Source organism: Pseudarthrobacter sp. BIM B-2242, from assembly GCF_014764445.1.
GTDB lineage: Bacteria > Actinomycetota > Actinomycetes > Actinomycetales > Micrococcaceae > Arthrobacter > Arthrobacter luteus_A.
On record NZ_CP061721.1, the window covers coordinates 4,087,313 to 4,112,795 of the forward strand.

Here is a 25,483-nt window from a genome sequence, read left to right on the forward strand (position 1 = left end):
TGGCCACGCAGACGCTACTTCCCGGCTACCAGTTGGTTGATCTTGTCCGCCGCGTCCTTGAACGTGGTGTCGATGCTCTCGTTGCCGAAGATGACCGCCTTGGAATAGGCGGTCCGGAAGGTCTGCCAGACTTCAACCGAGTTGGCGATGTTGGGGACCTCCACGGTCCGCGCTGCCTGCTCGGCGAACTGCGTGTACGCCGGGTTCTTGGCGAAGTAGTCCGCGTAAACCGTGGGGAGGTCCTGGCGCATCGGCATCTGGCCGGTCTCGGTCAGCAGCTTGCCGTCCTGCTCCTGGCTGGTGGCGAACTTCATGACTTCCCAGGCGGTGCCCTGGTTCTCGCACGCGGAGTACATGGCCACGTTCTTGGCGTCGGAGAAGGTTGACGTCCCGGCCTTGGCCTGGGCTGCCGGGACCGGAACCGCGCCCCAGTTCACCTTGTCCTTGTAGGCCGCGATGGCCCACGGACCGGCCATGGACATGGCTGCCTTGCCCTCGGCAAAGGAGTCGCCCTGGTAGACCTCCTTGGACGCCAGGTTCTCCTTATAGAGGGTCTGGAACATGGTGGCCACCTGCTTGCCCTGCTCGCTGTCGAAGGTGGCCTTGCCGTCCTTCACCAGCGGAGTGCCATCAGAATTGGCCGCGTAGTAGGAGTAGAAGTCGAACCAGGACTGGAAGAAGTCGCTGGCAGGCGAGGGCCAGATGGCTGTGGTGGCCGCCCCCGAGGACACCAGGGTGCGGGCAGTGTCCAGCAGTTCCTGGTGGCTCCCCAGTTTGGGGTTCTCCGGGTCCAGGCCGGCCTTGGCGAAGATGTCCTTGTTGTAGAAGAGGACCACAGGGTTCGACTTCCAGGGCAGCTGGTACATCTTGCCGTCACTGGACTTGTACTGGTCCGCGAGGTCACCTGTGCGGTCCTTGATGTACCGGGCGCCGTCCGGGAACTCGTCCAGGGCCACCAGCCCGCCCTGCTTCTGGAATTGGGGAACGGCAACGGGTGCCGTGTTGAAGACCAGGCAGGGGGCGTTGCCGGCGGTGATCGCGGCGCCGATGACTTCCTCGGAGCTTTTGCCTGCCGGGATCTCCTGGGCGTCGATCTTCTCCTCCGGGTGTGCGGCGTTCCAGGATTCCACCATGGATTTGCCCCATTTCACCTCGAACTCGTTGTTGGAGTACCAAATTTTGATGGGGCCCTTGGCCTCCGTGGCGGGGCCGGAACCGCCGCCGGTACCGCCGCCGCTGCCGCAGGCCGCCAGGGCCGCCCCCATGACGGTCAGGGCGGCCACTGACAATATTCGCGTGGCTTGGGTAAAGCGCTTCATTGCGACTCCTTGGTACGGATCCCGGTAGGGATTTTCGACTGGATGGTGTGCTTGGTGGTTCTTACGGGGAGCTGGTGTGCGGAATTGAGGTTGCCGGGGCGGGCCCGGTGGACGCGCGGACCAGCAGGGCGGGTGCCTGCAGTACGGTGTCCTCCCCTGAATGGGTGCCGTTGAGCTGGTCCAGGAGTGCCTGTGCGGCCACACTGCCCCAACGCATCGCGTCGGTGGAGATGGTGGTCAGGGGCGGGTTCAGGTACTGGGTGAACTCGGCGTTGTCATAACCGGTGACCGACAGATCGCCGGGGACATTCAGGCCCTGCGTTTGCGCGTACGACTGGCCGGAGGTTGCCATCAGGTCGTTGGCGTAGACAATCGCGGTGGGCGGGTCCGTGCGGCCCAGCAGTTCAGCGGTGGCGGCCACTCCCCCGGGCGCAGTGAAGTCCGCCTCGGCGAACAGGTCCGCAGCCAGTCCGGCGCGGGTCATGGCTGACTCCCAGGCCTCGCGGCGGCTGCGGCCGTGGATGTATTCCTGGGCGCCGCCCACATGCCCGATCCTCCTGTGGCCCAGCGAGATCAAATGTTCGACGGCGGCCGTGATGCCGTCCGTGTCGTCCATGCACACTGCGGGGAAGGGCGAGTCCGGGTCCGGCCGGTTGAGCGTCACCGCAGGCAGGCTGAGTTCCCGCAGGAGTCCGATCCGCGAGTCGTTGTGCCGCACATCGGTGAGGATGACGCCGTCCACGCGGCCGCCGTCGGCCAGCTTGCGGTAGGCACGTTCCTCGGCGCCGGCTGCGGTGGCCACACTCAGGACCAGGGTGTAATCATGCTCCGCCAGGGTGGTTTCGATGCCTGCGATGAAGGCGGGGAAGAAGGGATCCGTACCCAGGAGTTTGGGGTCCCGGGCCACCACCAGGCCCAGCGCGTAGGCTTTGGCGGAGGAGAGGCCCTTGGCGCGGAGGCTCGGCTTCCAGCCCAGGTCTTTCGCCACCCGGAGAATCCGCTCCCGGGTTGCGTCGCTGACGCCCGGCTGGCCGTTGAGAGCATAGGAGACAGCACCTTTGCTGACGCCGGCCGCGTGGGCGACGTCGCTGATGGTTACTGCCATGGTGCGGGGCCCTTAGAAGTCAACGTTCCGTGACATGCATCACTGAACCGGTTCAGTAGATTCAACTAAACCGGTTCAGTTAGTGAGTGTCAAGGTCCTGCCGACGCTCGTGAGGGCGTTCCGCACCCCGGTCCCGCGGGGTTTGGTCACTTAGGACGCCACATTTCGGGTAACCGGCATTCTCGACGGGCTGCCAGCCGCCATAGACTCGGAGCATGCCAATCACGCGCCAAGACAGAGCCATCCGCCTCCAACTGCCCGCCCCCAAGCCGTCCGGAGACGAGCTGTGAGCGGCGGTCTCGTTGCCCTGCTGGACGACGTCGCAGCACTTGCCCGGATAGCGGCCGCCTCTGTGGACGACGTCGCAGCCGGAGCTGCCAAAGCGGGGGCCAAGGCCGCCGGCGTGGTGATCGACGACGCCGCCGTCACCCCGCAGTACGTGTCCGGGCGGGACCCGTCCCGCGAACTTCCCATGATCAAGAAGATTTTCTGGGGCTCACTGCGGAACAAACTGCTGATCATCCTGCCGGCGCTGCTGCTCATCAGCGCCTTCATTCCGGGGGCCATCCCGTTCATCCTCATGGCGGGCGGCACCTACCTCTGCTACGAGGGAGCCGAGAAAGTCTGGCACAAGTTCCGCGGCCACCACGAGGCCGAGGAAGACGCGCCGGCCGTCGACCGGGGCCCGGAGGCCGAGGCCAAGGTCACCAAGGGCGCCATCACCACAGACTTCATCCTGTCCTGCGAGATCATGGTCATCTCGATGAACGAGGTGGCCGCCGAGTCCCTGCTGGTCCGCGCGTTCATCCTGGTGCTCGTGGCCCTCGTGATCACGGTGCTTGTGTACGGAGCCGTCGCCCTCATCGTCAAGATGGACGACATCGGCCTGCACCTGGCCGCCAAGGACTCCGCGGGTTCCCAGCGCTTCGGTGAGCTGCTCGTCAAGGGCATGCCCGCCGTGCTGGCCGGCATCACCCTGATCGGGACCGTCGCCATGCTGTGGGTCGGTGGCCACATCATGCTGCAGGGGGCGTACGACCTCGGCTGGCACGCGCCGTACGACCTGGTCCATGTCCTCGAGCACCCTGTAGAGGGCATCGCGGTAGTGGGCGCCTCGCTGGCCTGGCTCGTCAACACCCTGTGCTCGGCCGTTCTGGGGCTCGCCTGGGGCCTTGTGGTCATGGCCGTCGTGGGCCCGCTGCTCAAGGCACTGCCGTTCGGCAAGAAGAAGGCCGGCCACGAAGAGGGCGGCACCGGCGCAGCAGCCACCGGCCACCCGCCGGCGCCGCACAAGGCCGATCCCCCCGCTTAGCTCCCAGCCGAATTAGCCCCTACCCGGGCCAGCCCGGCAATCTCGGCGAGCAGTTCCACGGAGCGGATCCGGGCCTCGGTGCCGGTGTTCTGGTGGGCCACAATGAGTTCGTCGGCGTCGGAATGCTTGGCGAACCCGTCCAGGTAATCAATCACCGCGTCCGGCGTGCCCACAGCTGAATACGTCATCATCTGTGAAACATGCTGGCCCTGCGGTGAGTCCAGGACCATGTCCGCTTCGTCATCGGTGAACTCGCGGCCACCGCCGAAGAACAGCCCCACCCTGGCGCGCAGTGTTGCCCGGAAGGCTGCCTGCGCTTCGGCGGCGGTGTCGGCCGCAATTACGTTGACGCCGGCGATCACGTGCGGGGCATCGAGCTGGGAGGACGGCTTGAATTCGCGGCGATACAGAGCCACGGCGTCCTGCAGGGCGTTGGGGGCGAAGTGCGAAGCGAAGGCGTAGGGCAGGCCCAGCTGGGCCGCGAGGCGCGCGCCAAACAGCGAGGATCCCAGGATGTACAGCGGCACGTTGGTGCCCTTGCCAGGGGTGGCCTCGACGCCCTGGATCCGGGTGGGGCCGGTGAGGTAGCCCTGCAGTTCCAGGACGTCCTGCGGGAAGCTGTCGGCGGACATCGGGTCCCGGCGCAGTGCGCGCAGAGTGTTCTGGTCGCTGCCGGGAGCACGGCCCAGGCCAAGGTCGATCCGGCCCGGGTGGAGCGTTTCCAGGGTGCCGAACTGCTCGGCGATGGTCAGCGGTGAGTGGTTGGGCAGCATGATGCCGCCGGCACCAAGCCTGATGGTGCTGGTGTGCGCCGCAACGTGGGCAATGAGCACGCTGGTGGCGGAGGACGCGATGGCGGACATGTTGTGATGCTCGGCGTACCAGATCCGCCGGTAGCCAAGCTCCTCCGCCCGCTGCGCCATGGCGACGCTCCCTGCGAAGCTCTCCGCCGCCGTTTGGCCTTTGCCGATGGTTGCCAGGTCAAGGATGGAGAGGGGAAGCGTCACGTCGGTGCCGGCCTTTCGAATGCGTTGCGTAGTTGTGGGCACGCCGGGTCACGGCGCGCTCACTGTGGACAACCGCCGCGGGCGCCGGGATATTTCTGCCCTGCACGTTTGCCCGGTCACGTCCGGCAGCCCCGACGCGAGAGAGGGGCCCGGCCTGGTGGACTGATCCACCGGCCGGGCCCCTCCCTTCCTGACGCCCTCCATCGCGCGCCGGGATGCAGGTTGAATCAGGTCAGGCGACGCAGCCGCCCAACAGGATTGAACCGTCAATGGCCTTGATCTGGTTCTGGACGTCCGCCATCTTGGACTGGAGGTCGGCTACGACGTCCTTCTGCACCTTGATCGGCCCGCTGTTGTTCCCCTTCTTCGCCTGCAGAACCCGGAGAGTGTCCTGGGCTGCTGTAACCTGCCCGTCCATTGTGGTGAGCTGCGCCTGTAGGGACTTGAGGGCGGCGTCTGCTGCATCGATCTCTCCGTTGATCTTCGTCAGCTGGTCCAGAAGCGGCGCCACCCTGGTCTGCAGGTCCAGGACTTCGGCTTCCTTGGCCGTGATCTTTGCGTTGAGGCCGGCGAGGTTCTCTGCAAGAGCCCCTCCAAGCGTGTTCAGCGAGTTAACTTCGGTGGCCTGCTGTGTGACGGCGTCGTCGGCTGCGGTCAGAGCTGCCTGGAGTGCCGGCAATTGTTCCCGCAGGGAGTCGAGGTCGGCGATCCTGTCCGCGACAGCTTTGTCTGCGGCCGCCTGTGCGTCCAGTGCCTGGGTGAGGGCAGCATTGAGGCTTTTCAGGGTTTCCTTCTGAGTGGCGATTGCCGCGTTCGCCGCCTCCACGCCCTCCCTGAGGGTCGGCAGTTCCGCTTCGAGGTCTGCTACGACTTTCTCCTGGGCTGCCACGGCGCTGGCGGCAGTTGCGACGGCGTCCTCCAGGCCGGGCAGCTGATGGTGAAGGTCGATCAATTCGTCCTGTTTGTCCTCAACTGCGCTGTATGCCTCCCTCGCGGCTGTTTGGAGCGCTGGCACTTGCAGTTTCAGTGCTGCGATCGCCGTTTCCTTGGACGTGACTGCGGCGTTCGCTGCATCCAGCGCCGCCTGCAGGGGCACCGTCTGCAGTTGGAGGGCGCTGCTTTCTGACTGCTTGTTCTGGAGCTGCGTGTTCAGTGTGGCGACTTGGCTGCTCAATACGGTCAGGTCGCCGCTCAGGCCCGCGATCAGGGCTTCCTTGTCCGAAATTTCCCGGTTCGCAGTGGCCAGCTGGGCATCCTTTAGGTCGCGCAGGTCCTCAAGGTCGCGTTTGGCCTTCGAGTTGCCCTTGATCGCATCGATCCGGACCGTCAGGGCGGCGATCTCCGCTACCAGCGTGGTCTTCGCAGTGGTTAGAGTGGCCAACTCCGCCTGGGCCTGGGTGAGCTCCGCCTGCTTGGCGGTGACTGCGGCGTTAGCGGTATTAATCTGACCCTGGAGAGTGGTGATGGCAGCCTGGGCCGTCGCTAACTGGTCAGCGTTGGCTTTCACAGCCGCGGCTGCGGCTGCCGCCTTTACCTGCAGAGCCTTCAGTTCTTCCTGGGCTGCCCCGATCGTGGTGTTCTGGTTGTCGAGGGCCGCGTCGGCATCGTTTGCCGTTGCCACAAGGATGGCCAACTGACCCTCCGCAGTGCTGATCTCCGCCTTCTTGTTCGTCACGGCTTCGTCCGCCTCTGCGGCAGCTCCCTGGAGGCTGGTGAGTAGTGCGCGGGCCTCGGCTACCCTGTCCAGCTGCTCGTCCAGTTCTGTCTGGGCGGTTGTGCCAGCCTGTTCCAGGCGGGTCAGCGTCGCCTCCCCGTCGCTCACGGCCGTGGCAGCAGTGTCGGCGGCGGCAGCCGCCTGCTGCGCCTGCGTCACCAGCGTCTCGAGCTGGCCCTCTGCAGCCAGGATCTCGGCTTCTTTGACGGACAGGTCATTGCTGGCCTGAGTGGCGGCCTCTTGCAGCCCGGTGAGGTCAGCCTCGGCTGAAATGAGGGCTTCAATATTGGCCTCAATCCGTCGGGTCAGGTCATCAGCCTCCTTATGGAGGACAGCGGCGTCAGCTTTCGCGGCGTCCAGCTCCGCCTGCAGCGGCGACAGCTCCGCGGCAACAGCGTCCCCGTCCGCCTGCAGCTTACTGATGGCGGCCTCGGCATCTGCCACGGCCTGCCGCATGGCTGCTGCGTCGGCATCAAGAGTCGTGAGCTCCTTCTGTGCAGCCGCCTCGGCCGAAGCCACCCTTTCTTCCTCCGCCTCCAAGCCAGCAATCTGCTGGTCCGTAGCGGCGATTTCAGCCTTCAGGGATTCGGCAGCAGTCTCAAGCGTGGCGCGTTCGGCCTGCAGGCCAGCGATGGCGGCTGCGTTCTTCCTGGCTGCAGCCTTCAGGAGGTTCTCCTGCACGAAGCCCCGGTGCGCCTGCTGGTTCACCACCCCGTTGCAGATACCGCTGGCCGGGCCCGGCGCGGCGGTGGCCGGCATCGCAAAAACCAGGGTGCTGGTCAGCAGACCAGGCAGGACAACCGCGGCGGCGAGGCGACGGGCGAAGACGGACTTGGGCGCTGCAGTAGGCATGAAGATACTCCTGGTGAGACCGTGGATGCGGCCCCCTCCGGCCGCTTCCACCCCACCGTAGAGGGATAGCCGAAGGTGCACACGCGTAGTCGCCACCCGTCTTTTTGCCGCGAGTACTCACATTCGAAGGAACCACCCAGGGCACTACTTGTTTTGTGACGGACCCTGACGTCCGATTAACCGGAGTTACCCCTCGTCTCGCCCCGTTTCGGCGGGCTTTGATCGGCCCCGGAGGCTCCCGGATAGTTGCTGCAACAAGCGAATTTCCGCTGCATCACTACTCACTTCCAAGGGGCAATCATGGTCAGGATCAAGACACAACAGGCTGTCGGGACGGCCCTCGCAATTTCGTCGCTGCTGGCGCTTGCCGCCTGCTCGGACCCGGGCGCAACGGCGGCGACAGCACCGTCGTCGGCCTCCGCCGCCACTGCGGGCGGCAAGACGTTCAACCTGACGCCGGAACAGAACCGCGTCAAGGTGACCGTGGATGCGGCCGCTGCAGCGCTGGTCCCGGAAGCCATCAAGGCCGATGGCAAACTGACCGTGGTCGCCACCGGCGGCACCGCGCCGCTGAGCTTGTTCGCCACGGATAACAAAACGCTCATCGGCAGCGAAGTGGACATCGCTTACGCGGTGGGCGAGACCCTGGGGCTGGAGGTGGAGGTGCTTCCCGTGGCGTGGGCCGACTGGCCGCTGGGCGTCGAATCCGGCAAGTACGAGGCCGTCCTGTCCAACGTCACGGTCACGGAGGCACGCAAGGAGAAGTTCGACTTCGCCTCGTACCGCAACGACCTGCTGGGCTTCTATGCCAAGACTGATTCATCCATCGGCGAGATCAAGGAAGCCAAGGACGTCGCCGGCAAGCGCATCATCGTCGGCTCGGGCACCAACCAGGAAGCCATCCTGGTGCGCTGGGATGAGGAGAACAAGGCCAAGGGCCTCGCGCCGGTTGAGTTCCAGTATTACGACGACGACTCGGCCTCCACGCTGGCCCTCCAGTCCGGCCGTGCGGACCTGACGTTCGGCCCCAACGCGGGCGCTGCCTACAAGGCCGCCAAGGACGGCAAGACCAAGGAAGTGGGAACGCTGAACGGCGGCTGGCCGCTGACGGCTGAAATCGCGTTCACCACCCAGAAGGGGAACGGCCTGGCAGTCGCAGCCCAGGCAGCGCTGAACACGATCATCGGGGACGGCAGCTACGCCGAAATCCTGGACCGCTGGGGCCTGTCCTCGGAGGCCATCCAGAAGTCCGAACTCAACCCGCCCGGCCTGCCCAAGAAGTAGCCCGCCCGCGCGAAGAATCCCCGTCCTGCTCCCAAGAGGCGGGGATTTTTGCTGCGCTACCGGTCCGTGGTCCGCAGGCGGTCAACGACGTCACTGAAGGCCTCCAGGGAGGCGTAGAGCGCTTCCCGGTGTTCGGGCGGGAGCTGTTCCAGGACGTCTTCGAGCGAACCCGTCACCGCGGCGTCGATGCTGCGCTTGTTCCGGCGCGCCTCCTCCGTCAGGGAGAGCAACGACTTCCGCTTGTCGTCCGAATCCGGGACCCTTTCCACCAGCCCGCGTGTGCCCAGCTCACGGACGGCGGCCGAAACATTCGACGGCTTGATGTCCAGCGCGGCCCCCACTTCCGTGACGCTGGACCTGTCATGGCCTTCCAGATATCCGAGGATGACCCGCTCCGTGACAGGCAACGGTTCCAATCCGGCCCGAATGGGTCCCTTGCGTTGAACCCACCAGGCGAGGTCAAGGAGCGCCTTCGCTACCTCATGCACTTTTTCCATTCTTCAATTTTGTTATGCAGACATACATATGTCAACATAATGAAGCCGTCGAACGAAAGTGAACCGATCCATCACATGACCACGTCTACAAAAGCATCAGCATCCCTGATGACCATGCTGGCACTGCTCAGCGCCCTGGGCCCCTTTGCCATCGACATGTACCTGCCCGCCTTCCCGCAAATGATGGCGGACCTGAACACCAGCGCAGCCAGTATCCAACTGACGCTCACCACCTTTATGCTCGGCATGGCAGTCGGCCAGCTGGTCATCGGCCCGCTGTCGGACCAGTTCGGGAGGCGCAAGCCGTTGCTGATCGGCGCCCTCGTCTGCCTGGCTGCGAGTGTGCTCTGCGCCGTGGCACCGAACATCGAAACCCTGATTGGCATGCGCTTCCTCCAGGGGTTCGCCGGAGCGGCAGGCGTGGTCCTGGCCCGCGCCATCGTTTCTGATTCAGCCCGCGGTGTGCACGCCGCCAAGCAATTCGGCATCCTGATGGCCGTGGGCGGCATCGCTCCGGTCCTCTCGCCGCTGGCCGGCGGCGGTGTCATCGGCTTCGCCGGATGGCGCGGTGTGTTCTGGGCCCTGGCTGTCCTGAACCTGCTGATGGTGATCGGTTCCATCATCATCGTGAAGGAAAGCCTGCCGCGGGAACACCGCAGCAAGGGCGGCGTGAAGGAGCTGTTCGCCAGCACCGGACGCGTGCTGGGCAACCGGCGCTACCTTGGCTTCACGTTCGCGTTCGCCTTCGCCATGGCGGCCATGTTCGGCTACATCTCAGCCTCGCCCTTTGTCTACCAAAATATCCTGGGGCTGAACCCCACCGCGTTCTCGCTGCTCTTTGCGCTGAACGCGCTGGGCATCACCGTCACCAGCATCGTTGGCGTCAGGCTGGTCGGTACGCTGGGTCCGCTTCGCATGACATACATCGGCGTTTCCGGCCTGGTGGTCTTCAGCGCCGGCCTGCTCGCCGTCGTCACGGCAGGGAACACCCCGCTGTTCCCGACCCTGGTGCTGCTCTTCCTGGCGATCTCCTCGCTGGGTTTCATCTTCGGCAACGCCGCAGCCCTGGCGACGGACCAGGTCAAGAAGTACGCGGGCACCGGATCCGCAATGATGGGCGCGCTCCAGTTCACGCTGGCCGCCATCGCCTCGCCGCTGGTGGGCCTCGCCGGCGAAGAGAGCGCCGTGCCGATGGCCATCGTGATGCTCGTGGCAGGCATCATCTCCCTGCTGAGCCTGCTGGCGCTCACCCGCGGCGGCCCGGCCCTGCCGGCCGCCGGGCAGGCGGAACGGCACCTGGAAACTGCTGCCCGCTGACCCCGCTACAGCAACAGCTCCCACACCGTCAGCTGCAGCCTGACAATACCGCGGGTGCCGGCGTCGTCGGCGGAACGGTCGACGGCGTCACCCGCCCCGCCGCCGTCGGCCGCGCTTCTCCCCAAAACAGCCACGTGCATCACGCCCCGACCGTCTCCACAGCCTCATCCGCGGTGCGCACCGGGATTTCCAGGCCCAGGTTCTCCCGGAGCGTGATGCCCGCGTATTCCGTCGGGTAAACACCCCGCTCCTGGAGTTCCGGGACTAGGTGGTTCACGATGTCGTCCAGGCCGGTGGGAACCAGCCACGGCGAAATGTTGAAGCCGTCCACAGCGCCTACGCGGGCGTACTCGGCCAACTGGTCGGCAACCGCCGTGTACGAACCCGTGAACGTCGCATCAATGCGGGCCGTCTTGGATGTGACGAACTGGCGGATGGACAGGCCCTTGTCCTTGGCCTCAGCCCGCCACTGGTCTGCCAGCTGCCGCGCCTTGGCGCCGTGGAAGCCGCTGCCGCGGGTCTCGGACGTTTCTTCCACCACGGGATCGATCTCCGGCAGCGGGCCGTCCGGATCGTAGTCGGACAGCTCGCGGCCCCAGAACTGTTCCAGGTAAGCCACTGCCTGCTGCGGGCCGATCTGCAGGCTGCGCACCCATTCCTTCTTCGCGGCCGCCTCTTCGGCAGTCGGGGCCAGGATGAACTCGCTGGCCGGCATGATCTGCACGGCGTTGGCTCCCCGGCCGGCGGCCAGCGAACGTTCAACAAGGTCCTTGCGGAACTCCACCGCGGCCTCGAACTTGGGGTGTGCCGAGAAGATGACGTCCGCCTGGCGGGCGGCAAAGTCCCGGCCCGCCGGGGAGTCGCCGGCCTGGAAGAGCACCGGCCGGTACTGCGCACTTCGCGGCAGCCGCGGGGTGACGTCCACGGTGTAGTGCTGACCTTCATGAACCACCCGGCGGGCGGGACCTGTCCCGGTCTCCCAGGAGTCCCAGATCCGCTTGGCGGTCTCCACGAAGGCCTCGGCGTGCTTGTAGCGGTCGGCATGGTCCAGGTAGCCCCCGCGGCGGAAGTTCGCGCCGGTCCAGGCGTTGTCCGTGGTCACGATGTTCCACGCGGCCCGGCCGCCGGAGATCAGGTCCAGGGACGAGAGGCGGTGGGCCAGGTCCGCGGGGTCGTTATAGGTGGTGTTCTGCGTGGCCACGAGCCCGATGTTTTTGGTCACCGATGCCAGTGCTGCCAGCATGGTCTGGGCGTCCGGCCTTCCCGCCACGTCCAGCGCATGCGGCCGGCCCAGGTGCTCGCGCAGGCGCAGGCCCTCGCCCAGGAAGAAAGCTGCGAACAGCCCGCGCTCGGCGGTCTGAGCCAGGCGGCGGAACGATTCGAAATCTGTCTGCGAGCCGGATTCGGCCGCCTTCCAGATGGTGCCGGAGTTGACGCCCTGGAAGAAGATGCCGAACTGGATCCTGCCCGACGGCGTGAAGACAGAGGATTTAGCACGGTTGTGCTGTGTCATGGTTTGCCCCTTAGTTTCCGGCGGCAACGGCCGCGGCTGAGTATGCGTAGCGGCTGGCCGGGCGGGTGAGGCCCAGCAGGTCACGGAAGGTTCCGTCCTGAACCGGCGCCCGCAGGGCGCCGGTCCGCCGAAGCTCCGGCAGGACCAGGCGGGAAAGTTCGTCCAGCTCCAGGGCGAGCGACGCCGGGTGGAGACGGACGCCGTCGGCCTCCGACAGCAGCTCCGCCAGGAGGTCAGTCAGTCCGGCCGCAGTGCCTGCATAACGCGCGCGGCCACCTTCGGAACCACCTGCACCGGAGCCCGGCCGACCAGAGGCCTCCCGCTCAGCCGCAGCCTGCCCGCGGGAGTCCAGGACGACGTCGAGTTCGGCGATGACCGCCACGGACCCGCCCAGCCGTACGCGGACATCGCGCACCTCGGCGGCGAGCAATTCAGGTGTCGGCGCACTGACAAGCACGCCGTCCACGGCGTCTGCGGGAACCTGCCCTTCGCCCACCAGGGACGCGGCGGCAATCACCGGAAGCTGACCCTGCAGCGGCCGGGGAATGATGGACGGACCCTTGACCGAGTAGCCGGCGCCGGCAAACCCGGCCGGGGTCTCGAAGTCCGCGTAGTGGAGCTTGTCCACGTCGATGTACCGCCCGGTGGCGACATCGCGGATCACGGCATCGTCCTCCCAGGAGTCCCACAGCCGGCGGGACACCTCGATGGATGCGGCGGCTTCCTGGCTGAGGGCCCCACCCGTGGCGCTGGTGCGTCCGACGGCTGCGGCCGCCTGGGGAGACTCTGCCGCGGTGGCAATCCACCCGGCCCGGCCGCCGGAGACGTAGTCGAGGCTCGCGAGCTGGGTGGAGACGTGGAACGGCTCGGTGTAGACGGTGTCCAGTTCCGGGACCAGGGCAATCGTGCGGGTCACCGGGCCGGCGAAGGCGGCACGCTGCAGCGCGTTGGCCCGGCCGGGACCGGGCGCGTCAGCAAAAGTGGCTACGTGGAATCCGGCGGACTCCGCGGCAAGCACGGCACGGGAAATGTCCCCGCCCTCCCGGCCGGCGCCGTCGAGCTCGATGGCGAGGAATCCCGCCCGGCGTGCAGTAGCGTTTGGTTCTACTGCGGATGATTCAGAGATGCTCACAGCTGGTCCTGCCGTTCGTAGGGAATCTTCTCGCCGGCCGCGATGGCCACCGGCAGCCGGTTTTCCGCCGGCGGCAGCGGGCAGGTGGCGAGGTCGGTGTAGGCGCAGGGCAGATTCACGGCCCTGTTGAAATCAAGCTGCACAGACCCGTCCGCGGCCGGAACCACCGAGAGTGAGCGGTTGGCTGCGTACGTGGTCGCGCCGGAGGTCTGATCGGTAAACAGCACCGACAGCGAGCCCGGGGCGTGGCCGTTGAACGCCGTCAGCGCCAGCTTCTGGCCGGCCAGCTTGAAGCGGATTTCGCCCGGCGCTTCGTAGACATGCTGAATGCCCTCGACGGCGGCACCCACCGTGGTGGGCCGCGGCACCTCGAACGGCTCGTACGTTCCACGGACGGCGAACGCCGCATCCGGCGAATAGGCCGGCGTCCCCTGGTAGTCACGCAGCAGCCCGTTTTCCGGATTCCGCGGCCGCACAATGTACTCGCCGCCGCGCTTGGCCACCTCAATGACCGTCTCGCCGGCCACCAGGTTGATGCCGCCGCGCTCCTCGATGGAGCCCAGGGTCACCGCGCCGTTCAGCTCCTGCCCGTCCCGCTGCAGGCTTTCGCCCGCCTCGAGGACCACACGGACGACGTCGTCCTCCGCACTCCAGGTGCCGGGGGCGCCTTCCAGCCGGGCGGGTTCGCTGCCCAGCCAGTGCAGGTGGGTCACCGCCAGGAAACCGTGCGGGTGTGCGCGGTGGCGCTCGTGCGCCGCGTGCCATTCCTGCCAGTCGGCGTCGAAGGATTCCTGGGCTGTTTCAGTGGACAAGGGCATTCTCACTCCTGCTGCTTAAATGGCTGCTTGAAAGGCTGTTTGCATGGCTGGCGGCGGATTCGGGGCGGCTGCCGTAAGGATCCCCGGCCTCCCACAAAGTGGTGGGCGCTGCTGCGCGGACGGCGGGAATGACGTCCAGGGCGAACCGTTCCAGGATGTCCAGCTGCTGCTCGAAGGGCAGCGTGGTGGGCAGGGAGATGGACTGCAGGTCGTGTCCGTAGAGCCCGTGGTAGCTGAGGATCTTGTCGATGACCTGTTCGGGGCTGCCCACCAGGGCGGGGCCTTCTGCCACGGCGTGCTGGATGTCGCGGAACGGCGAATTGTTCCCGGGCACGTTGCGGTTGGCCGTCAGGGCCTCGTAGACCGGGCCGTACTGGCGGATGGCCTCCTGGGTGGTGTCCGCGATAAACACACCGCCGGCACCGCTGCCCGAACCCAGGAACTGCAGCTTGGGATCATGGCCGTGGCGCTCATACTCCTCGCGGTAATGCTCGATCAGGACCTTGTAGTTTTCGCGCGGCTGGATGGCGTTCGCGGTAAACAGCGGGTCGCCCCACTGGGCAGCAAGCGCGGCCGATGTCAGCGTTGTAGCCGACCCGTGCCAAATCCGGGGCGGACCGGCGAAGGGCCTGGGCGTGGTGGTGGTTGGCTCGGTCAGCGGCGCGCGGAACCGGCCGGACCAGGTCACGCCCTCCTCGCGCCAGAGCCGCCGCAGCAGTCCGTACTTCTCGGCCAGAAGGTCCCACTGGTCATCGAGGTCCAGGCCAAAGAGCGGGTACTGGAGGACTTCGTTGCCCTTGCCGATCACCAGTTCCAGCCGGCCACGGCTGAGCTGGTCGATGGTGGCATAGTCCTCGGCCACCCGGACGGGATCCAGCACAGCCAGCACCGTGACGCCGCTCTGCAGCCGGATCCTGTCCGTGACGGCGGCGATGGCCGCCAGGACCGTGGTGGGCGAGGAGGAAATGAACTCGCCCGCATGGCGTTCCCCTACCGAGAAGCTGTCGAAGCCAAGCTCTTCGGCTCGGCGGGCCGTTTCCACCACCTGGTTGAGCCGGTCCGCGGTGGACACGATCTCTCCCGTCAGCGGATTCTTCAGGTGCGGGATGATGTCCAGGACCTGGAACTTCATTTTGCCGCCCCGGTCCGGGTTGCGCTGGCCTGGGCCGCGGCGAAGGTTTCCTCCGTGATGGTCTTGGATTCCGGCAGGGCTTCCTCGGTCAGTCCCCAGCGTTCCAGGACCTTGGCGTAGGACCCGTCCTTGATGGCTGAGTTCACCGCGTCCCCGAGGACCGGCGCGAGGCCGTTGCCGCGAAGCGTCGTGGCGGCCACCAGCGTTTCGGAGGGCCAGCCGGCATTGACCTTGCCCACAACCTTCAGGTCATCGCGGGTGTTTTCCCGGTACACGGTGGAGGGATACGGGGCGATGTTGAGATCGGTCCGGCCGGAGGAGAGAGCCAGGATGGTGTCCGCGTCGGAGGAGTAGTACTGCAGCGTCGCGGGAGCCTTGCCCTTCTCTTCCAGTTCCTTGTTCCACGCCAGCAGGATCTTCTCCTGGTTCGTTCCGGAGCCTACAGAGACCTTCAGCCCGGAGATGTCATCCGCGCCCTTGATGTCATAGGTTGCTGACTTTTTGGCCTCGAAGCCCATGTACGCCGCGCGGTAGGTGGCGAAGTCGAACAGCTTCACGCGGTCCTTGTTGACGCCCACGTTGGAGAACACCGCTTCGAAATCGCCGGACTGGGTCTTCAGCGGCCAGTTCTCCCACGAGGTGATCTGGACGTCCAGTTCCAACCCCAGCTTGTCCGCCACCAGCTGGGCCAGGTCCAGCTCCACACCGATCGGCGTTTTGTCGTCGGTGGCGTGGAAGGACAGCGGGATGGAACCGGCCGTGGTGGCCACGGTCAGCTTGCCGTCCTTGCCGATGAGCTCCGGGACCTTGGCGGCGAGCGCCGCATCCTTCTCTGCCCGGATGCGCTGCTGGTCAGGGGCGGTGTTGTAGACCACGCCGTTGCGTGCCGCCGTCGTCTGCGCGCCTCCGGTGGCGGACCCGGCAGCCGTTGCGCCGGGATCAGCGCAGCCGGCGAGCGCCGCAGTTCCAAGCAGCACAACGGCGGGCAGGGCCGCCAGGGTGCGCACGCGGCGGGCGGGGTTGGTAAGAAGTGCCATGGGAAGGGTCCTTTAGATGTTGAAAGCCGGTTCGAGCACTTTGGAGAAGAAGCTCCGGGTGCGTGGTTCCTGGGGGTTGGTGAAGAGTTCCTGGGGGCTGCCCTGTTCCACGATCCGGCCCTCGTCCATAAACACCACGGTGTCCGCCACGTCGCGGGCGAAGCCCATCTCGTGGGTGACGATGATCAGGGTGGTGCCGGACTTAGCCAGTTCGCGGATCACGTCCAGCACTTCGTTGACCAGTTCCGGGTCAAGGGCGGAGGTGGGCTCGTCGAACAGCAGGATCTTGGGATCCAGGGCAAGCGCCCGGGCGATCGCGACGCGCTGCTGCTGGCCGCCGGAGAGCTGGCGGGGGTAGGCGCCGGCGCGGTCCTTCAGGCCCACCCTGTCCAGCAGTTCCAGTCCGCGGCGCCGGGCTTCCTCCTTGGAACGGCCCTGCGCCACAACGGGCGCCTCCACCACGTTTTCCAGCGCGGTGAGGTGCGGAAACAGGTTGAAGTTCTGGAACACCATGCCGATTTCGGTGCGCTGCTTCAGGACGTCCCGCTCGCGCAGCTCGTGCAGCCGCTTGCCCCGGACCTCGTAGCCCACCAGCTTCCCGTCGATGGCGATCTGCCCGCCGTCCACCTTTTCAAGGTGGTTGATGGTGCGCAGCAGGGTGGACTTGCCGGAGCCGGACGGACCCACGATCACGGCCACTCCCCCGGGCTCGACCGTCAGGGTGATGCCCTTCAGGACTTCGGTGGCGCCGAACGACTTCCGGACCTTGGTGATTTCCACCAGGCCGCGGGTGGCTGCCGGGGAGGCGGATTCAGCGCTGCCGGCGGCCGTGGCCGTTCCGGACGAGGCGTGTTCGACGGCGGTGCTCATCGGGGGCTCCTTGCTCGGCTGGGTGCCGCGGCGTGGGTGGCGAAGAATTTCCGGGCTTTCTGCAGCGGCGTCAGCGGCAGGCTCCGCAGTGCACCCTTGGAGTAGTGCCGCTCAATGTAGTACTGGAAAACGCTTAGGACGGAGGTGATCACCACGTACCAGAGCGTGGCCACGAGCAGCAGCGGCAGCACCTGCTGGGTCCGGTTATAGATGACCTGGACGGTGTAGAAGAGCTCCGAATAGGCCAGGACGTAAACAATCGAGGTGCCCTTGACCAGGCCGATGATCTCGTTGAAGGCCGTGGGCAGAATGGCGCGCATGGCCTGCGGCAGGACGATCCGGGTGGAGCGTCGCCAGGCCGGGATGCCCAGCGCGGCGGCTGCCTCAAGCTGCCCCTGGTCCACGGAGAGGATCCCGCCGCGGATGATCTCCGCCGAGTAGGCGGCCTGGTTCAGGGTCAGGCCGAGCACTGCGGCCGCGAACTGGCTGATCAGGGTGGTGGTCTGCACCTCGAAGAAGCGGACGTCCGTGAACGGGATGCCCAGGCTGATTTTCTCGTACAGGTAGCCCAGGTTGTACCAAAGAAGCATCTGGACCAGGAGCGGCGTGGAGCGGAAGATCCAGGAGAACGTCCACGAGACGGAGACCAGGAGCGGTGACGCGGACAGCCGCATCAGCGCCAGGATGAAGCCCAGCACAAACCCCAGCAGGCCGGAAATGGCCGTCAGCTTCAGGGTTTCCAGGAGCCCGTTGACCACGGACTGGGCGGTGAACCACTGCGCCACCACTCCCCACTCCCAGCGCGGGTTGGTGGCCAGCGACCACGCTATCCCGGCCACACCGAGGGCCACCACTGCTGTTCCCGCCCACCGCCAGGGATGCTTTGAAGCCACCAGCGGGTACCCCGAGTAGTCGGTGGCGGGCCCGCGTCCCGGGTTGGTGCCGGACGGGCCTCGACCCGACGCTCCTGCCCCGGCAGGCGACGGTCCGGCAGCCGGCCGGGCCTGGGCGGACAGCGACTGTTCCGGCTGTGCTTGTGCTGCCTCTGGCTCGGTCCGTGCTGACTCTGCCGGCCGGGCCACGTTGGTTGCTGCTGAACTCATGCGCCACCTCGTTTCGTCTGTCGGGGGCGTCCGCGGAGGGATGCCCGGAAAGGATGCCGGAGCGGGAAGCTCCGGCGTGCTGGCTGCAAATCTAGGGCCGCCGGGAAAGGGGCAGCAAGGCGCCTGGTTGCATTACTTCACCGGGCTACATGCGGCGTCATGAGTCGGTTTCTTGCGCCGTTTGACGTGCTGTGACGCGGAGTTAACGGGCGTGACCAGGCCCTCGACCAACGTCGGACGCGCTGCCTAGCATGGGCACTCAACCGCCGTCCCGAACCAGGAGCCCCCATGCCAGCGCACGCACCCTCCGTTGTTTTTGTCGGCGGCGGTCCGCGGACGGCAGGAGTGCTGGAACGGCTTGCCGCCAACCGGGCGCTGTTCCCGGGACCGCTGGATATCCATGTGGTGGAACCCTACGAGCCCGGCTCCGGCCGCATCTGGCGGTACGACCAGCACCCGGGCCTGATGCTGAACTCGGCGGCCGCGGACGTCACCATGTTCACCGACTCCTCCGTTGCCTGCGAGGGCCCCGCCGCCGACGGGCCGGGACTCGCCGAGTGGGCGGCCGGCGTGCTGGACGGGTCCATCACGGACGTCCCGGACTTTCCCCTGGCCCTGCGCGAGCAGCTTCGCACGCTCACCGGCGCCACGTTCCCCACCCGCCAGCTGAACAGCCAGTACCTGGAGTGGTTCTTCCGCCGGGCCGTTGCGAAGCTCGGCGGCACCGTCACGGTCCACCGCTCCACCGCGGTGGCGGTGGAGCCTGCGCCCCGCCGCGCCCCCGAAGACGGTCCGCACCTGGACGCTCACGACGACGGTTCGCACAGCTCCGGTTCGCACCTGGTGCGGTTGGCCAACGGCGGGACGCTGCACGCCGACGTCGTGGTGAACGCCTTGGGCCACACAGACTCGCGGCCCGATGCCGCGTCCGCTTCCTGGTCCGGCTTTGCCGCCCGGCACGGCGGTTTCCATGTGCCACCCAGCTACACCACCGACGTCGACTATTCACCCCTGGCACCCGGCCAGGACGTGATTGTCGCCGGCATGGGCCTGGCGTTTGTGGACCTGCTGGTCCTGCTGATGGAGGGGCGCGGCGGCCGGTTCGAGGAAACCGCCGGCGGCGGCCTGAGGTATCTGGCGTCCGGCCGCGAACCGCGGCTGTGGGCCGGATCAAGGCGCGGCGTGCCGTACCACTCCAAAATCTCCGCCTCCCTGCAGGGTGAGGCGCCCGGCGCGCTGCGCTTCTTCACCTCCGACGCGGTGGACGCCCTGCTGGACAGCCATGCCGAGCTGGATTTCCGGGAGCACCTGTGGCCACTCATCGCCAAGGAGGCCGGGTACGGGTATTACCGGGAACTGTTCACCGGCAGCCCGGAGCGGGTCCGCACGGGCTGGCCGGAGTTTTCCGCGCGTTTTGCCGGACTGGACTGGGACAGCCCCGCACGGGAGGAACTGGTGGCCTCGGCCGTTCCGGACCCTGCCCTTCGCCTTGACCTCGACGCCCTGGACCGGCCCTTCGCCCGGAGGCAGTTCGGCGGAGCCGCCGACGTCCAGGAGGCAGTGGCCCGCTACATTGACGAGGATCTGGCGCTGCGCGACAGCCCGGACCATCCCGAGACGATGGCCCTCTTTGTGGCGCTCCTGAAGGTGTACATGGACCTTGGCCGGCTTGTCCCGGCCGAGCGGCTCAACGCCAGGTCCCAGCAGACGGTCCACGGCTGGTGGCACGGATTCTTCAGCTTTGTGGACTCCGGGCCGCCGCCGCGCCGGCTGCGCGAGATGCTGGCACTGCACCGGGCCGGACTGCTTCGCTTCCTGGGTCCCGGGCTGAGCGTGACGGCCGACGAGTCCACCGGGGAGTTTGTGGCCGGGTCGGCGCAGACCGGCTTCGTTGTCCGGGCCAGGGCCTTCATCGAGGCCCGGCTGCCTTCAACGTCCGTGGTCCGCTCACTCAACCCGATGCTGGCCTCGCTGCACTCCGCCGGGCTGGGTACCGAGCAGCAATTGCTCACCGCGGACGGCATCCATTCAACCGGAAAACTGCTCGTCTCTGACCGGCACGCGCTCCTGGACGGGCAGGGCCGGCCGGCAGGCCGCCTCTTCGCCGTGGGCCCGGGAACGTCGGGCTGGGGCGCCGGCGCCTTTGCCCGGCCGGGGACAAACGCGGCCCCGTTCCGCGAAAATGACGCCCTCGCCCGGACAGTGCTGGGCGTTGCCGCGTCGCTGGTCTCGAGACGCCCAGCGTCCATCCACACAGCGTCCACCCACTCCCCCGGACAGGACGCACCTGCCCAACCTGCCGCCGTCGGAAGGCCCTGAAGGATGAATGCAACAACCCGTTTTCCTGCCGGACCGGACGTGCCGGAGCATGCTTCAGCGGATCCGGCCGGCACCCTGCGGCCGCCGCTGAATCCTGCGGCGCTGACAGTCCTGAACCTGCCCATGCACGATCCGCGCGTCCGCCCCCTCCTGGACGAGCTGGCCGTGGAATACGATTCCCGGTACGGCGACCGGTTTGGGCGCGGCGCCGCCGCCGAGGAGCTCAACCGCTACCCGGCGTCGGAATTCGAAGGGCCGGGCGGTGCGCTGCTGGTGATCCAGGAGGACGGCGCGTCCGTGGCGGGCGGTGCGTTCCGCCAGTATGACGCGGACACCGCGGAGTTCAAGCGGATCTGGACACACTCGGCGCACCGCCGGCGCGGACTGGCCCGCCTGGTGCTGGCGGAACTGGAATCGCTGGCAGCGCGGCGCGGCTACCGGCGCGTGTATCTCACCACCGGTCCCCGGCAGCCCGAAGCCAGGCACCTGTACCTCACCACGGGATATGAGGCACAGTTCGACCTTGACGGGGACCCTGAACTAATCGGGTCCCTCGCATTTACCAAGGACCTGCGGGGGTGTGCCTCACCAGGCCGGTAGCACCGGCACGGGCCCTTCAATGTCGACATGTTCAGCGTCGCCGCGCGCCAGCCACTGGAGCAGGCCCTCGCGGTCGGACACAACGCGCACTCCGCCGTCGCCGATGACCCATTCGTCACGCTCTTCGGTCACCAGCGTCATCCCGGGAGCGCCCTTGGCGCGCAGGGACCGCACTACGGCTTCGAGGGCGTTCAGCAGCGAATCCGGATCCGCCTCCTCGATGGTCCATGCGGTGTCGAGGTCATGGTGATGCATCACCACCTCGGCAATCCGGAGCGCCACGATGGACGTGGCAGGGACTGCCTTGCCGTTTACCTGCAGTTCCGTGGCTGCGAGTTCCCCGCTGAGCCGCTGTGCCTGTTCGGCAAAGTTACGGGCGGACTCCCGAACTTCCCCGATGAGCTCCTGCCGCGGCAGTGCCGCCAAGGCTGCGATCTCCGCGGCGCGGGCCTCGCCTGAGGCGTACAGGGGACGCTCCTCGCCGGAGGTTGCCCAGTCGATGAGGTTTACCAGCGCCCGGCCGCTGGATGCGACGTGGGCAATGACCTCGGCGCGGGTCCATCCCTCGCACAGCGAGGGAACGGTCAGCTCGTCGTCGGCAAGGGACTCAACGGTGGCAAAAAACATGTCCGATTCCCGGCCGAGGCGGGACAGGTCCGAGTAAAGGCGCGCAGGGTTGATCATTTTGCCAGCCTACCCACGGGCCGGTTGACAAACCACCGTTCCGGCCCCGCCTTCCATATCCAGATCGTCTGGACTGATACGGACAGCGCACCCGGGGCACTGACTCCCCAAAACCGTCCGTTTGAGACCGGCAGCCTATGAATACCCCCCGGGCGGAAAGCCGGGGAATCCCCTCATATGGCTTGGGTCACACTCCTGTCAGGCTGAAGCAATCAGAGGACGGCCCCGCCGGACACTTCCGGCGCCGCCGGCTTCCCCTTCAGTCAGAGAGGACTCGGAGACCATGTCACAACCGCATGCCGTACTAGCCGAAAACCCACAAAAGGAGGCACGCACTGCCAACTGGGTGGCCTTCATCATCTGCACAGCCCTCCTGTTTGACGGCTACGACCTCGTCATTTACGGCACCGTCCTGCCAGGGTTGCTCGCGGACGCGGGCCAGATCGGAGCGTTTGATGCAGTCACCGCCGGCCTCCTGGGATCCTGGGCGCTCATCGGGGTACTCGTCGGCTCCCTGGTGTGCGGGGCTATCGGTGACTTTTTCGGCCGTCGCCGGCTGATGCTCCTGGGCATCGCCTGGTTCTCCGTCGGCATGTTCGCCACGGCCTTTGCCACCAGCGTCCCTGCCTTTGGTGCCCTGCGGTTTGCGACCGGGCTCGGGCTGGGCATAGTCATCGCCAGCGCCGGCGCCACCATGGCCGAATTCGCGCCAGCGGGAAGGCGGCAGTTCTACAACGCCATTGTGTATTCAGGCATCCCGGCAGGCGGTGTCCTTGCCTCCGTCCTGGGCATTCTTTTCCTCGACAGCATCGGCTGGCGCGGGCTCTTCATCATCGGCTCGCTGCCGCTGGTCATCCTCCTGCCCATCGCCTGGCGCAAACTCCCGGAGTCACCGCGGTGGCTGCTGTCCCGTGGCCGCGAACAGGAGGCCCTGGCCGCCGCACAGCGCACCGGCGTCCCGCTGATCGAAGAGCGGGTCATCCTGCAGGCCGGCGCCGCACCGCTGAAATCAGGCTTTGCAGCCGTGTTTTCCCGCCAGTTCGCCGTGGCGGCCGTTCTGCTGGGCATGATGTCCTTCTGCGGCCTTCTGCTGACGTACGGGCTCAACACGTGGCTGCCCAAAATCATGGAGGGCTACGGTTACGGGCGGACGTACTCCCTGTTCTTCCCGCTGGCACTGAACCTCGGCGCGGTGGCGGGCGGGTTGCTCGCATCCCGGCTGGCGGACAAGAACGGCCCCCAGCGGGTCATCGCGGCCACGTTCGCGCTGGCCACCATTTCCCTGGCACTCATGACCTTCAGCTTTCCGTTGCCGCTGCTTTTTGCTTTCATCGCCCTCGCCGGCGTGGGCACACTGGGAACCCAGGTGCTGATCTATGGCTTCCAGTCCAACTACTTCACCACCAACGCCCGGGCCGCGGGTGTGGCCTGGTGCGCAAGCGTGGGGCGGCTCGGCGGGGTGCTCGGTCCGATCATCGGCGGCTGGCTGGCCGCCGCAGGCATCGGCGGATCCACGGCCTTCTACATCTACGGGGCTGTGGCCCTGGTCGGTGGCCTGGTCACTGTCCTGGTGCCCCGCCAGCGCAAGCTGGAAGAGGCCGGGCACCAGGTGGAGGAGCTCGTCGAAGGCCGGACAGAGGACAGCCTTCCGGCGGTGCAGCTGAAGTAGGCGCTTTGGCATGGCCGGCTGAGCAACATTACGTCTGCAAAATATCCTAGTAGGGCTTATTATGGTTATTCTTTGAATAAATCGTAGAACGGCATCGGGGCCGGTGAGCGGAAGGACGGGACCACCTTTGGACATCCGCCAGCTGAACTATTTCATCGCAGTCGCCGAGGAGCGGCACTTCGGCCGCGCCGCCAAGCGCCTGCATATGGCCCAGCCACCCCTCTCACAGCAGATCCGGCAGCTGGAAGATCAGCTGGGCGTCAAGCTGCTCAACAGGACCACCCGCAGGGTTGACCTCACGGCGGCAGGCCAGCTCCTGCTGGACCGCGGGCGGCAGATCGTCAACGACGTCGCCACCCTCCAGGCCGATGTCTACCAGGTAGGGCGGGGCGCAACCGGGGTCCTGCGGGTGGGCTTCTCAGGGTCGGCAACGTACGGCGTGATGCCCCGGATCGCCCGCCTTGCGAAACAGGTCCTGCCGGGCCTGTCCCTTGCGCTGCACGGCGAAATGCTCACACCTTCCATGGAAGAGGGGCTGCGGGACGGCACCCTGGACGCAGCACTGCTCCGGCCCCCCGTCGCTTCGCAGGACATCGACTACAGGACTGTGACCCGGGAGCCGCTGGTTGTCGCCCTTCCCTCGTTCAGCGCCCTGGCCGTGGACCGGCCGGTGGCGATGCACGAGCTGCAGGACCAGGATTTCATCGCCTACGGACCCGAGTCCGTGCTCTACCGCACCACCGCGGACCTGTGCCGCCAGGCGGGCTTCCAGCCGCGCATCACCCAGATGGTCGGGGAAACTTCGACCATGCTGGCGTTCGTAGCCGCAGGCGGCGGGGTGGCGGTCATGCCGTCCAGCGTGCAGGCGTTCCAGCTTGAAGGCGTGGCCTACCGGGAGATTGAAAACGTCCCCGAAGTGGAGCTGGCTGTCGCCTGGCTGCGCGGACATCATTCAGCATTGCTGCACAACTTCCTGGAAGTCGTGGCGACCGCAACCGCGGGAGCCGCGGCGCCTGCCCCGGCCCCCGGCCCTGCGCCGGTTCCCACGGATGAGTTTCCTACAGATGAAAGGCTTACCCACGCATGAAGATCGCAGCCATTGAGGCGATTCCGTACTCGATCCCTTACCTTCATCCGCTGCACTTCGCGTCCGGGTCCGTGCACGAGGCGGACCACGTGCTGATCAGGCTTCGCACGGACGACGGCGTGGTGGGCATCGCTGACACCCCGCCGCGCCCGTACACCTACGGTGAGACGCAAAAGTCGATCGTTGCGGTGGTGGAGGACATTTTTGCCCCGCAGCTGATCGGCGTCGACATCTTCGACCGCGAAAAGGTCCAGGCCGTCCTGTACCGGACGGTGCACAACCAGACCGCCAAGGGCGCAGTGGACATCGCGCTCTGGGACGTCATCGGCAAGACGCTCGGTCAGCCCGTGACAAAACTGCTGGGCGGGTACACGGACTCGCTGCGCGTCTCCCACATGCTCGGCTTCAAACCGGCCGAGGAATTGCTGGCTTTGGCCTTGGAGTTCCGCGGGACGTACGGCATCAACACGTTCAAACTCAAGACCGGCCGGCGCCCCCTTTACCTCGATGTCGAGGCCGCCCGGGTACTGCGCGAAGGCCTGGGCGAAGACGCCGAGCTCTATATGGATGCCAACCGCGGCTGGTCCGCCAACGAGGCGGCCGAAGTACTTCGCCGCACGGCGGATCTGGGCCTGCAGTTCCTCGAGGAGCCCGACGACGCCCGCGAGGTCCTGGGCCGCCGCCGCCTCGTGGCCAGCTCCCCCATTCCCATCGCCGCAGATGAATCCGCCCCGAACCTCGGTGAAGCCGCACGGGAAATCCTCACCGGCGGCGCCAACCTCCTGGCGGTGAAGACGGCCCGGTCCGGCTTTACGGAGGCCGCCAAAATCGTCGGGATGGCCGAGGGCATGGGCATCGACGTCTACATCGGCAACCAGATCGACACGCAGGTCGGGACGGCCGCCTCGGTGACCTTCGGCGCAGCCTTCGCCCACACGGCCAAACGTGCAGCGGAACTTTCCAACTACCTGGACATGGCCGACGACCTGCTGGCTGAGCCTTTGGCCATCACCGGCGGACGCATCCGTGTCCCTGAGGGCCCCGGTGTGGGTACCGCCGTTGACGAAGACAAGCTCGCCCTCTACCGCACCGACAAATAGCAACCGCTTTAC

Annotated in this window: 22 protein-coding genes; 8 read left to right on the forward strand and 14 right to left on the reverse strand. The window is 66.7% G+C overall.

From position 1 onward, the window contains the following. Nucleotides 1-14: 14 nt before the first annotated feature. A complete protein-coding gene (locus IDT60_RS18880; protein WP_191080226.1) occupies nucleotides 15-1,319 on the reverse strand; it encodes an extracellular solute-binding protein in 1,305 nt (434 codons plus the stop codon). Nucleotides 1,320-1,380: 61 nt separating this feature from the next. After that, nucleotides 1,381-2,424: a LacI family DNA-binding transcriptional regulator gene (locus tag IDT60_RS18885; RefSeq protein WP_191080227.1), complete on the reverse strand. Its 1,044-nt coding sequence runs from the start codon at nucleotides 2,422-2,424 to the stop codon at nucleotides 1,381-1,383. A 286-nt stretch (nucleotides 2,425-2,710) separates the two neighbouring features. On the opposite strand from IDT60_RS18885, the gene IDT60_RS18890 reads away from it, so the two are divergent. Beyond that, nucleotides 2,711-3,736, forward strand: a complete 1,026-nt coding sequence (locus tag IDT60_RS18890; RefSeq protein ID WP_191080228.1) for a DUF808 domain-containing protein — start codon at nucleotides 2,711-2,713, stop codon at nucleotides 3,734-3,736. Here IDT60_RS18890 and IDT60_RS18895 read toward each other — a convergent pair. Both IDT60_RS18895 and IDT60_RS18900 read right to left on the reverse strand, forming a co-directional pair. Further along, a complete protein-coding gene (locus IDT60_RS18895; RefSeq protein WP_191080229.1) occupies nucleotides 3,733-4,743 on the reverse strand; it encodes an LLM class flavin-dependent oxidoreductase in 1,011 nt (336 codons plus the stop codon). The two genes, IDT60_RS18890 and IDT60_RS18895, sit on opposite strands and share 4 nt — an antisense overlap. Before the next feature lie 232 nt (nucleotides 4,744-4,975). Further along, a complete protein-coding gene (locus tag IDT60_RS18900; RefSeq protein WP_191080230.1) occupies nucleotides 4,976-7,309 on the reverse strand; it encodes a chromosome segregation ATPase in 2,334 nt (777 codons plus the stop codon). Between the two features lie 300 nt (nucleotides 7,310-7,609). On the opposite strand from IDT60_RS18900, the gene IDT60_RS18905 reads away from it, so the two are divergent. Further along, nucleotides 7,610-8,593, forward strand: coding sequence for an ABC transporter substrate-binding protein (locus tag IDT60_RS18905; protein WP_191080231.1), 984 nt, complete (start codon nucleotides 7,610-7,612; stop codon nucleotides 8,591-8,593). Nucleotides 8,594-8,649: 56 nt separating this feature from the next. Here the strand turns inward: IDT60_RS18905 and IDT60_RS18910 are convergent, their stop codons facing one another. After that, complete coding sequence (locus IDT60_RS18910; RefSeq protein WP_191080232.1) at nucleotides 8,650-9,090, reverse strand: MarR family winged helix-turn-helix transcriptional regulator; 441 nt, start codon at nucleotides 9,088-9,090, stop codon at nucleotides 8,650-8,652. Nucleotides 9,091-9,165: 75 nt separating this feature from the next. On the opposite strand from IDT60_RS18910, the gene IDT60_RS18915 reads away from it, so the two are divergent. Continuing rightward, entirely contained in the window at nucleotides 9,166-10,407 is a 1,242-nt protein-coding gene (locus tag IDT60_RS18915; protein ID WP_191080233.1) for a multidrug effflux MFS transporter, read from the forward strand. Nucleotides 10,408-10,412: 5 nt separating this feature from the next. On the opposite strand, the gene IDT60_RS18920 is transcribed toward IDT60_RS18915, so the two are convergent. Genes IDT60_RS18920 through IDT60_RS18955 form a run of 8 tightly spaced genes read right to left on the reverse strand, consistent with a single transcriptional unit; the run spans nucleotide 10,413 to nucleotide 18,012 of the window. Beyond that, a complete protein-coding gene (locus tag IDT60_RS18920; protein WP_191080234.1) occupies nucleotides 10,413-10,550 on the reverse strand; it encodes a hypothetical protein in 138 nt (45 codons plus the stop codon). Beyond that, nucleotides 10,547-11,920, reverse strand: a complete 1,374-nt coding sequence (locus IDT60_RS18925; protein ID WP_191080235.1) for an NtaA/DmoA family FMN-dependent monooxygenase — start codon at nucleotides 11,918-11,920, stop codon at nucleotides 10,547-10,549. The genes IDT60_RS18920 and IDT60_RS18925 overlap by 4 nt, the downstream gene beginning before the upstream one ends. 10 nt (nucleotides 11,921-11,930) lie before the next feature. Then, nucleotides 11,931-13,052, reverse strand: a complete 1,122-nt coding sequence (locus IDT60_RS18930) for an LLM class flavin-dependent oxidoreductase (protein ID WP_223883809.1) — start codon at nucleotides 13,050-13,052, stop codon at nucleotides 11,931-11,933. Then, nucleotides 13,049-13,870, reverse strand: a complete 822-nt coding sequence (locus tag IDT60_RS18935; protein WP_191080236.1) for a DUF1684 domain-containing protein — start codon at nucleotides 13,868-13,870, stop codon at nucleotides 13,049-13,051. Before IDT60_RS18935 ends, IDT60_RS18930 begins: the two co-directional genes overlap by 4 nt. After that, the gene (locus IDT60_RS18940) at nucleotides 13,854-15,002 is read right to left on the reverse strand and encodes an LLM class flavin-dependent oxidoreductase (RefSeq protein ID WP_191080237.1); all 1,149 of its coding nucleotides are present in this window, start codon (nucleotides 15,000-15,002) and stop codon (nucleotides 13,854-13,856) included. Before IDT60_RS18940 ends, IDT60_RS18935 begins: the two co-directional genes overlap by 17 nt. Beyond that, complete coding sequence (locus tag IDT60_RS18945; protein WP_191080238.1) at nucleotides 14,999-16,039, reverse strand: transporter substrate-binding domain-containing protein; 1,041 nt, start codon at nucleotides 16,037-16,039, stop codon at nucleotides 14,999-15,001. The genes IDT60_RS18940 and IDT60_RS18945 overlap by 4 nt, the downstream gene beginning before the upstream one ends. A gap of 12 nt (nucleotides 16,040-16,051) precedes the next feature. Then, on the reverse strand, nucleotides 16,052-16,909 hold the full coding sequence (locus IDT60_RS18950) for an amino acid ABC transporter ATP-binding protein (protein ID WP_305072131.1): 858 nt from the start codon (nucleotides 16,907-16,909) through the stop codon (nucleotides 16,052-16,054). Beyond that, nucleotides 16,906-18,012: an amino acid ABC transporter permease gene (locus tag IDT60_RS18955; RefSeq protein WP_223883810.1), complete on the reverse strand. Its 1,107-nt coding sequence runs from the start codon at nucleotides 18,010-18,012 to the stop codon at nucleotides 16,906-16,908. The genes IDT60_RS18950 and IDT60_RS18955 overlap by 4 nt, the downstream gene beginning before the upstream one ends. Before the next feature lie 288 nt (nucleotides 18,013-18,300). Here IDT60_RS18955 and IDT60_RS18960 point away from each other — a divergent pair, with 288 nt between their 5' ends. Further along, a complete protein-coding gene (locus IDT60_RS18960) occupies nucleotides 18,301-20,331 on the forward strand; it encodes an FAD/NAD(P)-binding domain-containing protein (RefSeq protein ID WP_191080239.1) in 2,031 nt (676 codons plus the stop codon). Nucleotides 20,332-20,454: 123 nt separating this feature from the next. Then, nucleotides 20,455-20,931, forward strand: a complete 477-nt coding sequence (locus IDT60_RS18965) for a GNAT family N-acetyltransferase (protein ID WP_370590756.1) — start codon at nucleotides 20,455-20,457, stop codon at nucleotides 20,929-20,931. On the opposite strand, the gene IDT60_RS18970 is transcribed toward IDT60_RS18965, so the two are convergent. Then, nucleotides 20,917-21,615, reverse strand: coding sequence for a maleylpyruvate isomerase family mycothiol-dependent enzyme (locus tag IDT60_RS18970; RefSeq protein ID WP_164204192.1), 699 nt, complete (start codon nucleotides 21,613-21,615; stop codon nucleotides 20,917-20,919). The two genes, IDT60_RS18965 and IDT60_RS18970, sit on opposite strands and share 15 nt — an antisense overlap. A 283-nt stretch (nucleotides 21,616-21,898) precedes the next feature. Between IDT60_RS18970 and IDT60_RS18975 the strand changes: the two genes are divergently transcribed. The 3 genes from IDT60_RS18975 (at nucleotide 21,899) to IDT60_RS18985 (ending at nucleotide 25,471) form a co-directional block, all read left to right on the forward strand. Beyond that, nucleotides 21,899-23,284, forward strand: coding sequence for an aromatic acid/H+ symport family MFS transporter (locus IDT60_RS18975; protein ID WP_191080241.1), 1,386 nt, complete (start codon nucleotides 21,899-21,901; stop codon nucleotides 23,282-23,284). A gap of 127 nt (nucleotides 23,285-23,411) precedes the next feature. Beyond that, nucleotides 23,412-24,371: a LysR substrate-binding domain-containing protein gene (locus IDT60_RS18980; RefSeq protein WP_164204188.1), complete on the forward strand. Its 960-nt coding sequence runs from the start codon at nucleotides 23,412-23,414 to the stop codon at nucleotides 24,369-24,371. Continuing rightward, nucleotides 24,368-25,471: a mandelate racemase/muconate lactonizing enzyme family protein gene (locus IDT60_RS18985; RefSeq protein WP_191080242.1), complete on the forward strand. Its 1,104-nt coding sequence runs from the start codon at nucleotides 24,368-24,370 to the stop codon at nucleotides 25,469-25,471. Before IDT60_RS18980 ends, IDT60_RS18985 begins: the two co-directional genes overlap by 4 nt. The last annotated feature ends 12 nt before the right edge of the window (nucleotides 25,472-25,483 follow it).